The following is a 12,950-nucleotide window of genomic DNA, read 5'->3' as shown; positions in this document are numbered from 1 at the left end:
TTTTTTTGTTTTAAGTGGTTATTTGTTGTTTTTGTTGTAAATTTGCGGCCTTTAAAAATAGGTTGATTTTTATTTTTTATCCCTTTATTATGAATAAGTTATTGTTTTTAGGATTCTTGATGTGTGTGGTGACAGTTTTTTCTCAAGAGGTTTGTGAGTCACCTGATGCTGCTGAAGCAGATTTAAATACTATAAGTATTACCAAATGTGCAATTACTCCAATAAAAAAATCTAAAGATAAAAGATCTCGTCAAATTAGAGTGAATGTTTCTGCTAGAAGAAGAGCGTTAAAGAAAAGAACTATAGCGTCAACAAATAGTTTAAGTACTTCAGGAATAGCTAATTCACCCGAGAAAAAAGAAACAGCAACCTTAAATGTTGTAAATTTACCTAAAAAGGTAAATTTAAAAAAGAATATAGAGAGCCTTAAAAACAAATTATCTAAAGAAGAGGTTGATAAAGCATTAAGATTTACAGCGGTAGACAAAATACCAACATTTAAAAGCTGTGAAAAAGCAAAAAGAAATGAAAGGTCTGATTGCTTTAATACAGAAATGGTAAAACACATATCAAAACACTTTAGTTATCCTGGAGAAGCTGTTATATCGCATACTGAAGGAGAAGTTTGGGTAAGATTCATTATTGATAAAAATGGATATGTAAAAAACATCAAAACTTTAGGTCCCGATAATGGCGAAATATTAAATAATGAAGCTCAACGAGTAGTTTCAAAATTACCAAGATTTAAACCCGCAAAAAAAGACGGAATACGTACTTCAGTAAAGTATGGATTTCCTATAAACTTCTCATTAGAGGAATAACTTCACAATTATTTATATTAAATTTTTTTAAAATGTTCAATAAACAATTAACACTAATTGTTTTTACATTGTGCAGTATAATGTCATACGCACAAGTAGAAATAAAAGGATTGGTATACGATGAATACCTAGAGCCTTTTTACAATGCTAATATTACCTTTGATGGTAAACATGTTTCTTCAAATGTAGAAGGTCAATTTACCTTAAAAACGAGTAAAAAATTACCAATTACATTAAGAGTATCTGCTTTTGGTTATCAAACAGAGCAACTTGTTATTACAACTCTAAAAAAATCAATTAATATTATTTTAAAAGAAAATGTATTACTAGATCAAATAGTAATTTCTGCTTCTAGAGTACCTGAAAGGATTATAGAATCTCCAGTTACAATTGAGCGATTTGGTATGACAGATATTAAAAATACATCTTCTAAATCTTTTTATGATGGGTTGGTTAATTTAAAAGGAGTTCAATCAAGAGAAGGTAGTTATGGTTTTAAATCTATAAACACCCGTGGTTTTTCTGATTTTAGTAACTCTCGTTTTGTACAAATGATAGATGGTATGGATACTGCGGCTCAGGCTTTAAGTTTTAGTACTGGTAATTTTTCAGGTGTTTCAGAATTAGATATACTAAGTGTTGAGATTTTACCAGGAGCATCATCTGCTTTATATGGAGCTAATGCTTATAATGGTTTAATGCTTATGAATACTAAAAACCCGTTTAATTATACAGGAATTAGTACGATGTTTAAGAGCGGATACATGAGTCAAAATGAAGGCGGTAATAACCCTTTTTATGATGTGGCAGTAAGAATGGCTTATAAGTTTAACGAATCTTTTGCAGCAAAAGTAAACTTATCATATTATGAAGCAGAAGAATGGCATGCCAATGATTTACGTAATAAAGAAGTTGATACTAATAAATTAATTTTAGGTAATAAAACTTCAACAATTAATTATGATGGAGTAAATACTTACGGAGACGAAATTTTTGGAGATTTATCATTGTATAATAATGCATTACAAAATATAGACCCTAGTATTGAGGAAATTCCATGGGGAACACTTTCGAGAAGAACAGGGTACAAGGAAAGCGAACTTTTAAGAAATGATTTTAAAACTAATAATTTAAGGTTTTCTGGATCACTTTATTTTCGTCCGTTTGAAGATGAAAGTTTAGAAATTGAATTATCTTCTAGATTTTCATTAAGAGATAACCTTTTTCAAGGAACTAGTAGATTTGCTCAAAGAAAGTACTTTACGCAACAGCATAAATTTAATGTGAAAGGAAAAGACTTTTATTTAAGGGCTTACTATACAGGTAATGATTCTGGTGATTCATATGATTTAACAAGAACAGGTATTGCGCTTAATGAAAGTGCTACAAATAGTGCTGCCTGGAGAGATGAATATGTAACTCAACGATACCTTAATAACACAACTATTGAAGAAGCAAGGCGTTTGGCTGACGTAAATAGGTTACAGCCTAATACAAGTTCTTTCAATACCGAATTTAATAAAATTACTACAACTTTAACCTCTGAAGGGGGTAGTGCTTTATATGAAAAAAGTAGTTATATACACTTAGACGGAAATTATAACTTTAAAAGGTTATTAAATAACTGGGCAGATATACAAATCGGAGGATCATTTAGAGAGTATAACCCAGCATCTAAAGGAACATTATTTAATGATTATTATCAAGCTATTGAAATTGAAGAGTATGGTATGTATTCTCAAATTCAAAAGAAACTATTAAATGAAAAATTAAAAGTAACTGGATCACTTCGTTATGATAAGGCAGATAATTTTGATGGTAATTTTTCACCAAGAATTGCTCTAAATTACTCGTTAGGAGAAGAAAAAAATCATGTTTTAAGAGCTTCTTATCAAACAGGATTTAGAAACCCAACTGTACAAGAACAGTATATGTTTTTAAACCCAGCTGTTAAAACTAGTGTGGGTACAGTAAAAGACAATTTAAATAGGATATATATACCAAATAGTTTTTATAATGTTTGGGATGAAGCATCAGGACAATATGTTGGTGCATATAGAACTTTAACAGGTGGTGAAATAATTAATAATTCATTACTAACAAAAACGGTGTATTATGATGTTGATTCATACACTGGAGAGTCTTATCAAAAATCGAATTATGGTGAAGTTGTGCCTGAGGTTGTAAAAACATTTGAACTAGGATACAGAAGTATGTTTCGTTTAAATAATAAAACAAATTTTGATTTAGATGTAAATGCTTATTATAGTAAACATGATAATTTTGTATTTACTCAAGATGTAGTTGTGCCTAATGGAGGTCAAGTATATCCTTATGGAAACAGAAAGTTAACAGCAGATGAACTATTAGAATCAAAAAATGCTTACGGTTTAATTGTGGATGGTGTTTTGGTATTAGATGAAGAAGCTAATATAGCATTTAATAATGGTTTTGTAAATGAGTTTAATATTATTACCAATAGTAAATCATTAATTGAATCATATGGGTTTACTTTAGGAGCACATACAAAATTATTTCAAAATTTTGATTTTGGAGTAAACTATAGCTTTAATGACTATTCTATGAAAGATAAAGATAATGGTCAATTTGAACCTAACTTTAATACGCCTAAACATGCAGTAAAATTACAGTTTGGAAACAATAAACTTTTTAAAGATTTTGGTTTTAATGTTAATGCAAGATGGTCAGATAATTACAAATGGGTTTCTACCTTTGTAAGAGGTAATGTGTCTGCAAGAACAGTAATAGATGCACAGTTAAATTATCGCATACCATCAATGAAATCTAAATTTAAAATTGGAGGAACAAACTTATTCGGAAAAGAATATTTTGTAGCACCTGGCTCTGGTCAAATAGGGCAATTATATTATGTTTCTTGGACAATAAATAACTAATTTCTATAGTTAATTTACATCATAAAAAAACCGAGCATTTGCTCGGTTTTTTTATGATGTAAATTTAAGAATTAAGAATCGTTAGAATGATCAATAGTATCTATGTTTTTTGCTCTTTTTTTCCAATTATTCCTTGCTAAACTTTGTAAATCGGCAACATTATCACTTTCATCCATAATTTCAAAACCTAATAAGGTTTCAATTACATCCTCTTGTGTTACTAATCCACTTACTGAGCCATATTCATCAACAACTAAAGCCAAATGCTCACGTTGTTTGATTAGTTTGTCAAATAAGTCAGGAATAGATAAATCTCTATTTGCAATTATTATTTCTCTTTTAATTGATTTTAAGGCTTCATTTCCTTTCTTATCAATCAAGGCAAGTAATAGTTCATTTTTTAAAAAATAACCAGTTATGTTATCTGTTTTTTCTGAAAACACAGGTATTCTTGAGAAGTGTAATTGCTTGTTGTTGTCAAAAAAAGATTGAATAGTGTCGTTTTCATTTGCAATTGTAATAACAGTACGAGGTGTCATGATATCTTTTATTTGAACATCTTTAAAGTTTAACATGTTTCTAATCACATTACTTTCATTTTCATGAAACACACCTTCTTGCTCGGCAATATCTGTCATAACAGAAAAATCTTCCCTACTTAAAACACTTTCACCATGTCCGCTTCTTCCGCCAATTAATTTTGTGGTTAATTGTAGTATCCATAAAACCCCTGTCCATCTTAACGGAAAGATCATTATTTTTAAGGCTTTGGTTGTAAAATTAGCAAGTTGTTTCCAGTAAGTAGCACCAATTGTTTTTGGTATAATTTCAGAGGCAACAAGTATCAAAATAGTCATAATTGCAGAAACTATAAAAACACCATAACCATCATCATTAAATATTTTTTTTGCTTCAGTACCTACTAAAATAGCTCCAACTGTGTGTGCGAGCGTGTTTAATGTAAGAATGGCAATTAAAGGTTTGTCTACGTCTTTTTTTAAAGCTTCTAATTGTATTGCAAATGTTTTACCTTCTTTCTTTTTTACGTTTACAAAGGTTGGAGTAACACTAAGTAATACGGCTTCTAATATCGAACAGATAAAAGAAAAAAAGATAGATGCTGTTGCGTAAATTATTAATAAAGTCATTCTTTTTAAAATTTTAGCTAAAATAAACAAAAAAGAAAACCTCAAGGGAAAATATTCCTTGAGGTTTTCTTTTTTTATAAGTGTTAAGTTGTTAAAAACCGTAATTTACTCCTAAACCAAATACTTCTTTTGTTTGAAATCCACGGTAGGCATTATCGTCATAAATTGCTTGCATAGAAAGATTTGCTGAGATGTATTTGTTAACTTTCATTACAACATTAACAGTGTAGTCAAGATCAATATTTTGAGCATCTTCAAGGTAGTTACTGTAAAGATTTAAAATATTTTCAACTGAAATGTTTTTCATTATGTCTAACTTATAATAAGCATTTACTGCAGCACCTAATTCATATCTTGAGCTTTCTCCTTGTTTAACACCAAAAGCAGGTCCTAAATCTGTTAAGTGAGCGTCAACTAAAATTAATTTAGAAGTTGCAGGCGCAATGTTTATTTTTAAATTATCAGATTTTTTCCACAACATACCAGGTCCAAATTGGAAGTATGCAGGAGAGAAAAAATGAGATGTTTGTACGTTGTCAACATAAGTTGATGACATTTGTGTTTTAAAATTTAAAAAGGCTGAGTAGTACCAATACCCAGAAGCTCTTTTACCTAATAAAGAGTTTAGCTCTAAACGATCATCTGTTTTTTGAACAGCTTCTTTTTTAATTTTTGTTAGTCCGTAAGAAGCAATTAATTTATTATCCCAAGTCCAATCTCCTTTGGTGTAGTTAAAATCATAATTTAAACCCAGTGTTCCTGAAATGTTGTTTGCACCACCAGCTAACCAATTATTAAAAGCCGATTGGTTAAATAGAAAAGAAATATTTCCACCTCTTTTCCAACCATCTTTAGCTTCTTTCTTCTCTGTTTCTTCTTGAGCATTTATAGATAATGCACCTAGTAAAATAGCGATTGCTACTAATTTTTTCATTATAATAAGTTTTATTTTTGGGTGTAAAATTACACCTTATCTAGGCTTTAGACAATATAATTTTTTAAAAGTCACTTTTGATGGAAAATATAATTTACACCAATTCCAAATACTTCTTTAAATTGTATCTTACTAGAGGCATCATCATCAATAATAGTATGAAAACCAAGGTTGGTTGATATATATTTGTTTATTTTAACAACTAAATTTAATTGATAATTAACATCAATATTAAAAGGGTTTCTTAAATAATCGGAATAAATAGCAATAATGTTTTCCATGGTAATGTCTTTCATTATTTCTTGTTTAAAATAAGCTGATAGATTGAATCCTAATCCGAAATTTGTGTTTTTCCCTTCTTGTACACCATATTTACCTGAAAACTCTGAGCTAACAAAAGTAAAACGTGCAGTTGCTGGCGCTATATTTATTCTTTGATTATCAGATTTTTTCCATAACATACCAGGGCCAAAACTCCAATAAGCAGGAGAAAATAGGTCAGATATAGGTGTTTTTATGTTGTCTTTATATTCATAACCTCTACTATACTGTGTTTTAAAATTAGTAAAAAAAGAAACAAACCAAAGTTTAGATGTTTTTAACCCCAATAAGGAGTTATACTCAAAGTTATCATCTGTTTTCCTTAAGCCTTTTTCATCAATATGACTTAAGCCATAACTTGTAATTAGTTTATTGTCCCAATTCCACTTGTTCTTTTTATAATTAAAATCATATTCAAGTCCCATATTTCCTGCCACAGTATTGTTACCTCCAGCTGCCCAGTTAGAAAAAGAAGATTGATTGAATAAAAAAGTATATTTACCAGTTATTTTTAGTCTTTTAGGTATGCTGTCTTTTGTTTTTTCTTGAGAAAAAACCATGAAAGAACAACCTGTAAGCAATAAAAGCAGAAGTTTTTTCATTGAAAAGGAGGTAAGAGAGTTATTTAGTTTTTTTGTATAAAGGAACAGTTGAGCACGCTTCGCCAAACATAATTGTTTTGGCAATTGGCTGAATTTTTTTGATTAAAAAAGTATAAGCAGATGCAGGTATGGGTTTGTTGGTGCAACCTTTTATAATAACTGGTTTGTTAGCAAATTCAGTAGTATCTAGATTTAAAATTATTTCTTGATAAATAACAGTTTCTAATAATTCTAAATTACCAACAACAATTTTGTTAGCAAATTCTGATAAATGAGCGGTTAATAATAAATATGCCCAAGATGGAATAATGGCATCTGATGAACAAGTTAAAGCAACGTAATTGTTTTGATATTGAGACCAATCGTGATTTTTTACCTGTTCTCTAAAGTCTTTTTCACGAAGAATTAACTCTTCATACAACCAATCTTTAATGTCAAAAACAATACGTTGTCCTTTTGGGTAATAATCTTCAAGGTCAACGGTTATTAATTTACTGTTGGCAACTCTGTTTGTAATTTCTTCAATCATTTTATAACATTCCTAATTCTAATTTAGCCTCTTCGCTCATCATTTCTTGAGTCCAAGTAGGGTCAAAAGTAATTTCTACTTCACAGGCGTTAATTTCTTTTAATGATTTTACCTTTTCTTCAATATCAACAGGTAAGCTTTCTGCTACTGGACAGTTAGGTGATGTTAATGTCATTAATATTTTAGCATCGTTTTCTTCAGAAACAAATACATCATAAATTAATCCTAATTCATAAATGTCTACAGGAATTTCTGGGTCATATATTGTTTTTAAAACACCAACTATTTTATCTCCTAAATCGTCTAATTCTTTATCAGTCATTACTCTTGTTCTTTTAATTTGTTAGTTTAGATTGCTGTGCAATCGCATACATTTTTATTTGTTTTATCATTGAAACTAATCCGTTAGCTCTTGTAGGGCTTAAATGTTCTTTAAGGCCTATTTCATCAATAAAATCAGTTTTAGCTTCAATAATTGCTTGCGGACTTTGATTTGAAAATACTCTTAGTAATAACGCCACAATTCCTTTAGTTAAAATAGCATCGCTATCGGCGGTAAATTCAATAGTATCATTTTTCAATTCAGAATATAACCATACTTTTGATTGACATCCTTTTATTAAATTTTCATCTAACTTATAAGTATCATTTATTAAAGGTAATGATTTACCTAAGTCAATTATATACTCATAACGTTCCATCCAGTCTTCAAACATAGAAAACTCATCAATAATTTCTTCTTGTATTTCTTTGATAGTCATTTTTTAAAACTATTTTTGCACCTTTAAAAGACACTTTACTTAAAAGTGCAAAATTACAGTAAAAAAATAAGAAATGAGTAAATTATTAGCAGTTGGTACCGTAGCTTATGACGCTATTGAAACACCTTTTGGTAAAACGGATAAGATATTAGGAGGTTCTGGAACGTTTGTAGGATTGGCAGCATCGCAATTTGGCGTAAAAACAGGCGTGGTTTCTGTTGTTGGAGGCGACTTTTTGCCGTCATATATAGACATGATGAACAATAAAGGTATTAATACCGATGGTATTGAGGTTGTTAAAGAAGGAAAAACTTTTTTCTGGAGCGGAAAATATCATAATGATATGAACTCTCGTGATACTTTAATTACTGAGTTAAATGTATTAGAACATTTTACACCAGTAGTACCAACAGAATTTAAGGATGCAGGTATTGTTATGTTGGGTAATTTACACCCGTTAACACAGGCATCGGTTTTAGATCAGATGACAGAAAGACCAAAATTAGTTGTGTTAGATACAATGAATTTTTGGATGGACATTGCGTTAGATGATTTACACACAGTTTTAAAACGTGTAGATGTTATTACGATTAATGATGAAGAAGCACGTCAGTTAAGCGGAGAATATTCGTTAGTAAATGCAGCGAAAAAAATCCATGAAATGGGACCAAAATACGTGGTGATTAAAAAAGGAGAACATGGAGCTTTATTATTTAATGAAGGAAAGATGTTTTTTGCACCAGCATTACCATTAGCAGAGGTTTTTGACCCAACAGGAGCCGGGGATACTTTTGCAGGAGGTTTTTGTGGATATTTAGCTAAAACAGAAGATATTTCGTTTGAAAATATGAAAAACGGAATTATTTACGGATCAAATCTTGCTTCTTTTTGTGTTGAGAAATTTGGAACACAACGTATGGAGGAATTAACAAAAGATGAAGTACAAGCTCGTTTGCAGGCTTTTAAAGAGTTAACGCAGTTTGATATAGAATTATCATAAATAAAAATCCGCGCTTTTTTGCCGCGGATTTTTTTATACAACAAAACAACACTAACAACAATACGCAATTAAATATATTATCAAATGAGTGATGCTATTAAACACGAATGTGGTATCGCAATGGTTCGATTATTAAAACCATTACAGTACTATAAAGATAAATACGGAACAGCATTTTATGGAGTAAATAAAATGTACTTATTAATGGAAAAACAGCACAACCGTGGTCAAGATGGTGCGGGTTTGGCTAGTATCAAATTTAATGTAGATCCGGGTACAAGATATATTAGTAGAGTGCGTTCTAATCAATCGCAACCAATACAGGATATTTTCGGAAAAGTTAATAAAAGAATTAACGGAGTTTTTGAAGAAAATCCAACAAAAGTTGATGACGTTAAATGGCAAGAAGAAAACATACCGTACTTAGGAAACTTGTTTTTAGGACACGTTCGTTACGGAACCTTTGGTAAAAACTCTATTGAAAGTGTACATCCATTTTTACGTCAAAGTAACTGGAAACATCAAAGCTTAATAGTTGCAGGTAATTTTAATATGACCAATTCAAAGCAACTATTAAATGATTTAATTGAGTTAGGGCAACATCCAAAAGAGGCTACCGATACGGTAACAGTGATGGAAAAAATTGGACATTTTTTAGAAGATGAAGTTTCTGATTTATATATAAAAGCAAAAGAAGCTGGGTTTAATAAACAAAACGCCTCTCCGTTTATAGAAGAACATTTAGATATACAGCGGATATTAAAACGTTCAGCAAAAAATTGGGACGGTGGTTATGCAATGGCAGGGTTGTTAGGACATGGAGATGCATTTGTATTAAGAGATCCATCAGCAATTCGTCCAGCCTTTTATTATCAAGATGATGAAGTTGTAGTGGTTGCATCTGAACGCCCAGTAATTCAAACAGTATTTAATGTTGCTATTGACAAGATTAAAGAAATCGATAGAGGGCATGCGTTAATCATTAAAAAGAACGGAGAAACTTCAATGAAGCCTGTTTTAGAACAGCGTGAAAAGAAAGCTTGTTCTTTTGAGCGTATATACTTTTCAAGAGGGAGTGATGCTGCTATTTACGAAGAAAGAAAAAACTTAGGAAAATACGTTTTTCCAGAGGTTTTGAAATCAATAGATAATGATATCGAAAATTCAGTTTTTTCATACATTCCAAATACAGCCGAAACTTCATTTTTCGGAATGATGGAAGCTGCTGAAGATGTGTTAAATCAGCAAAAAACAGCTGCTATTTTAGCAGGAGAAGGTAAATTATCAAAAGAAAAAGTAACTGAAATTTTATCTAAAAGACCTCGTTTTGAAAAAATAGCCATTAAAGACGCAAAACTTAGAACTTTTATTACAGATGATAGTAGTCGTGATGATTTGGTAGCACATGTATACGATGTGACATACGGAGTGGTAAAATCGACCGATAATTTAGTTATTATTGATGATAGTATTGTGCGTGGTACAACATTAAAGAAAAGTATTATTAAAATACTAGATCGATTAAATCCTAAAAAAATAGTAGTAGTTTCATCGGCTCCACAAATTCGTTACCCTGATTGTTATGGTATCGATATGGCAAAAATTAATGATTTTATCGCTTTTAAGGCAACGTTAGAATTGCTGAAAGAAACAAATCAATACCATATTATTGATACAGTATATAAAAAGTGTAAAGCGCAAGAGGTTAGTGAAGACAAAGATGTTGTTAATTATGTAAAGGAAATGTATGCTCCTTTTACAGATGAACAAATTTCTGCTAAAATTGCTCAGATGTTAAAAACTAAAAATATTACTTCAGATATTGAAGTGATATTTCAGCCAGTAAGTAGCTTGCATAAAGCATGTCCAAATAATTTAGGAGACTGGTATTTTACAGGTAATTATCCTACGGATGGCGGAAATCGAGTGGTAAATCAAGCATTTATAAACTTCTATGAAGGGAGTGATGAAAGAGCTTATTAAAAAGAGATTTAAGTTTATAAAAAAAAGCGAAATCAATTTGATTTCGCTTTTTTTTATAAAGTCTGTTCTTATAGTGGAATAACAATAGCGCCATTAAATTTTTCTCTTATTTCATTTAAGGCTCTATCAGCTTGTATCCTTGTTTTGTAATTTCCTACTTGCGCTTTCCAGTCAGGTTGGTCGTATGTTAACTTGGTGTAAACGCCAGGGTATTCAACTTGAAATCTGTTTCGTAAGCTTTTTGCTCTTCTTTCTAGTCCGTTGTATAGTTGAATGCGGTAACCAGTTCCGTTGTGTTTATTATACTCTCTTTTTTTAGCAATTAAAGAGGTGATTTCTTTATTGCTGGTAAAAGTATCTTGAGCGTAAGTATTAACAATGCTAATAAAAAGCACCAATAATAATGTTAATAAGAAATTCTTTTTTTTCATTTTTATAATTTTTTTACAAAAGTAACGACTTGCAATTTAATAGATTGTTAGTTTTAATTATTTAGAATAGTTATAAATTATAAATTAGCAATCTCTTAACATTTCACAATTTAGAGATAAGTAGTACTTTTGTCAAGCTTTCTATTATGTTGCTTTTATTGTAGCTTACTAGAAAAAATTGTACCAAAACCGATACAAAACTTATATTTAATAGTATGAAAAGTGTGAAACATCACAGTAGATTAACCCAAACACTCGTAAAGAGTTTAGCTTTCTTATTCGTTTTATTTGTAAGCTTTTCAGCGTTTTCACAAGATGTTGATGAGGCGCGTCAGAAAGAAGGAAAAAAATTATTTAAATCTTTATGTGCTTCATGTCACAAGTTGGATAAAAAACTTGTTGGGCCTAAGTTGGCAGGTATTGAAGAAAGAAGAGAGAACGATTGGTTGAAGTCTTGGATTAAAGATAACGCAGCGTTAAGAGCTTCTGGAGATAAAGATGCAATTGAAATCTTTGAAGAGTATAAGCAGTCAAACATGACCGCTTTTCCTCAGTTAACTGATAAGAATATTGATGATATTTTGTATTATACTACTGTTGGAGAGCTTAAAAAAGCAGGAGAGGTAGTTGTTGTAGCAGGAGGAGCTGAAAAAGAAGATGCTCCAAAGTGGTTAATATATATATTGGCTGCCGCTATTATAGTAGCTTTTTTAATTATTGCTAGTTTGTTAAAAACTATTAGTGAGTTAAAAGGAGCGCCTAAAACACCAGGTGTCTTAGGACAAACGGCTGAATTGTGGCAAGGAGTTAAGCAGAATACTTTTTTACATGTATTAGTAGTGTTGTTTGGGGCTTTGATTACGGCTTATGTTTTATTTGGGACGTTATTTAAAGTTGGTGTCGATGAAGGGTATCAGCCAATTCAGCCAATAGCTTTTTCTCATAAAATTCACGCAGGTGACAATAAGATAGATTGTCAATACTGTCACTCTTCTGCAAAGCATAGTAAAACTTCAGGGATTCCTTCAGTAAGTGTTTGTATGAATTGTCATAAAAATATTTCAGAAGTAGCTGAAGATACTAAAGTTGTGATGGATGACCATACTTTAGTGAAGTCTGATTTAGATAAAGAGATTGCTAAAATTTATGAAGCAGCCGGATGGGATGCTGAAAATTTAGAATATACAGGAGAAACCAAGCCAGTAAAATGGGTTAGGGTTCATAATTTACCAGACTTTGCGTATTTTAATCACTCTCAACACGTTACTGTTGCAGGTTTAAAATGTCAAAAATGTCACGGTCCAGTAGAGGAGATGGAAGAAGTGTATCAACATTCTCCATTAACAATGGGTTGGTGTATTGATTGTCATAAGGAAACAAAAGTTGACTTAAAAGGAAATGAGTACTATGCTAAAATTCATAAAGAATTAGCAGCTAAGTACGGTGTAGAGCAAGTGACAATTGCGCAGTTAGGAGGAAAAGAGTGTGGTAAGTGCCACTATTAA

The 12,950-nt window shown here is 30.9% G+C and carries 12 protein-coding genes; 5 read left to right on the top strand and 7 right to left on the bottom strand.

Going from position 1 to position 12,950, the window contains the following annotated elements; all coding sequences use genetic code 11:
* The first annotated feature begins 89 nt into the window (after window positions 1–89).
* Together Q4586_RS00415 and Q4586_RS00410 are read left to right on the top strand one after the other, a co-directional pair.
* On the top strand, window positions 90–821 hold the full coding sequence (locus Q4586_RS00415) for an energy transducer TonB (RefSeq protein WP_303525294.1): 732 nt from the start codon (window positions 90–92) through the stop codon (window positions 819–821).
* Window positions 822–901: 80 nt separating this feature from the next.
* On the top strand, window positions 902–3,736 hold the full coding sequence (locus Q4586_RS00410) for a TonB-dependent receptor (protein WP_303525291.1): 2,835 nt from the start codon (window positions 902–904) through the stop codon (window positions 3,734–3,736).
* A gap of 71 nt (window positions 3,737–3,807) precedes the next feature.
* Here the strand turns inward: Q4586_RS00410 and Q4586_RS00405 are convergent, their stop codons facing one another.
* From Q4586_RS00405 to Q4586_RS00380, 6 genes are all read right to left on the bottom strand, one after another.
* A complete protein-coding gene (locus Q4586_RS00405; protein ID WP_068701541.1) occupies window positions 3,808–4,884 on the bottom strand; it encodes a CNNM domain-containing protein in 1,077 nt (358 codons plus the stop codon).
* Window positions 4,885–4,975: 91 nt separating this feature from the next.
* Window positions 4,976–5,818 carry a DUF3078 domain-containing protein gene (locus Q4586_RS00400; protein ID WP_068701539.1) on the bottom strand — a complete coding sequence of 281 codons (843 nt, stop codon included), beginning with the start codon at window positions 5,816–5,818 and terminating at the stop codon, window positions 4,976–4,978.
* A gap of 71 nt (window positions 5,819–5,889) precedes the next feature.
* Window positions 5,890–6,741 (bottom strand): DUF3078 domain-containing protein, encoded by an 852-nt coding sequence (locus Q4586_RS00395; protein ID WP_068701537.1) that lies wholly within the window; start codon window positions 6,739–6,741, stop codon window positions 5,890–5,892.
* A 19-nt stretch (window positions 6,742–6,760) separates the two neighbouring features.
* Window positions 6,761–7,270, bottom strand: coding sequence for a DUF2480 family protein (locus tag Q4586_RS00390; RefSeq protein WP_303525280.1), 510 nt, complete (start codon window positions 7,268–7,270; stop codon window positions 6,761–6,763).
* Window position 7,271: 1 nt separating this feature from the next.
* Window positions 7,272–7,592 (bottom strand): DUF59 domain-containing protein, encoded by a 321-nt coding sequence (locus tag Q4586_RS00385; protein WP_068701533.1) that lies wholly within the window; start codon window positions 7,590–7,592, stop codon window positions 7,272–7,274.
* Window positions 7,593–7,605: 13 nt separating this feature from the next.
* Window positions 7,606–8,031, bottom strand: a complete 426-nt coding sequence (locus tag Q4586_RS00380) for a SufE family protein (RefSeq protein ID WP_068701531.1) — start codon at window positions 8,029–8,031, stop codon at window positions 7,606–7,608.
* A 73-nt stretch (window positions 8,032–8,104) separates the two neighbouring features.
* Here Q4586_RS00380 and Q4586_RS00375 point away from each other — a divergent pair, with 73 nt between their 5' ends.
* Together Q4586_RS00375 and Q4586_RS00370 are read left to right on the top strand one after the other, a co-directional pair.
* Window positions 8,105–9,031 (top strand): PfkB family carbohydrate kinase, encoded by a 927-nt coding sequence (locus Q4586_RS00375; protein ID WP_068701529.1) that lies wholly within the window; start codon window positions 8,105–8,107, stop codon window positions 9,029–9,031.
* 84 nt (window positions 9,032–9,115) lie between these two features.
* A complete protein-coding gene (locus Q4586_RS00370; RefSeq protein ID WP_303525276.1) occupies window positions 9,116–11,014 on the top strand; it encodes an amidophosphoribosyltransferase in 1,899 nt (632 codons plus the stop codon).
* Between the two features lie 68 nt (window positions 11,015–11,082).
* Here the strand turns inward: Q4586_RS00370 and Q4586_RS00365 are convergent, their stop codons facing one another.
* On the bottom strand, window positions 11,083–11,445 hold the full coding sequence (locus Q4586_RS00365) for an SPOR domain-containing protein (protein WP_068701525.1): 363 nt from the start codon (window positions 11,443–11,445) through the stop codon (window positions 11,083–11,085).
* 215 nt (window positions 11,446–11,660) lie between these two features.
* On the opposite strand from Q4586_RS00365, the gene Q4586_RS00360 reads away from it, so the two are divergent.
* Window positions 11,661–12,950 carry a c-type cytochrome gene (locus Q4586_RS00360; RefSeq protein ID WP_303525272.1) on the top strand — a complete coding sequence of 430 codons (1,290 nt, stop codon included), beginning with the start codon at window positions 11,661–11,663 and terminating at the stop codon, window positions 12,948–12,950.

This window comes from Tenacibaculum soleae, from assembly GCF_030549005.1.
In the GTDB taxonomy this organism is placed as follows: Bacteria; Bacteroidota; Bacteroidia; order Flavobacteriales; family Flavobacteriaceae; genus Polaribacter; species Polaribacter soleae.
This window is presented reverse-complemented; position numbering and strand designations above follow the sequence as displayed.

Bases quoted from the DNA above. Each gene is read 5' to 3' on its own strand.
- Q4586_RS00380 (WP_068701531.1), bottom strand. From the start codon at position 8,031: ATGACTATCAAAGAAATACAAGAAGAAATTATTGATGAGTTTTCTATG.
- Q4586_RS00375 (WP_068701529.1), top strand. From the start codon at position 8,105: ATGAGTAAATTATTAGCAGTTGGTACCGTAGCTTATGACGCTATTGAA.
- Q4586_RS00370 (WP_303525276.1), top strand. From the start codon at position 9,116: ATGAGTGATGCTATTAAACACGAATGTGGTATCGCAATGGTTCGATTA.
- Q4586_RS00385 (WP_068701533.1), bottom strand. From the start codon at position 7,592: ATGACTGATAAAGAATTAGACGATTTAGGAGATAAAATAGTTGGTGTT.
- Q4586_RS00410 (WP_303525291.1), top strand. From the start codon at position 902: ATGTCATACGCACAAGTAGAAATAAAAGGATTGGTATACGATGAATAC.
- Q4586_RS00400 (WP_068701539.1), bottom strand. From the start codon at position 5,818: ATGAAAAAATTAGTAGCAATCGCTATTTTACTAGGTGCATTATCTATA.
- Q4586_RS00405 (WP_068701541.1), bottom strand. From the start codon at position 4,884: ATGACTTTATTAATAATTTACGCAACAGCATCTATCTTTTTTTCTTTT.
- Q4586_RS00360 (WP_303525272.1), top strand. From the start codon at position 11,661: ATGAAAAGTGTGAAACATCACAGTAGATTAACCCAAACACTCGTAAAG.
- Q4586_RS00390 (WP_303525280.1), bottom strand. From the start codon at position 7,270: ATGATTGAAGAAATTACAAACAGAGTTGCCAACAGTAAATTAATAACC.
- Q4586_RS00395 (WP_068701537.1), bottom strand. From the start codon at position 6,741: ATGAAAAAACTTCTGCTTTTATTGCTTACAGGTTGTTCTTTCATGGTT.
- Q4586_RS00415 (WP_303525294.1), top strand. From the start codon at position 90: ATGAATAAGTTATTGTTTTTAGGATTCTTGATGTGTGTGGTGACAGTT.
- Q4586_RS00365 (WP_068701525.1), bottom strand. From the start codon at position 11,445: ATGAAAAAAAAGAATTTCTTATTAACATTATTATTGGTGCTTTTTATT.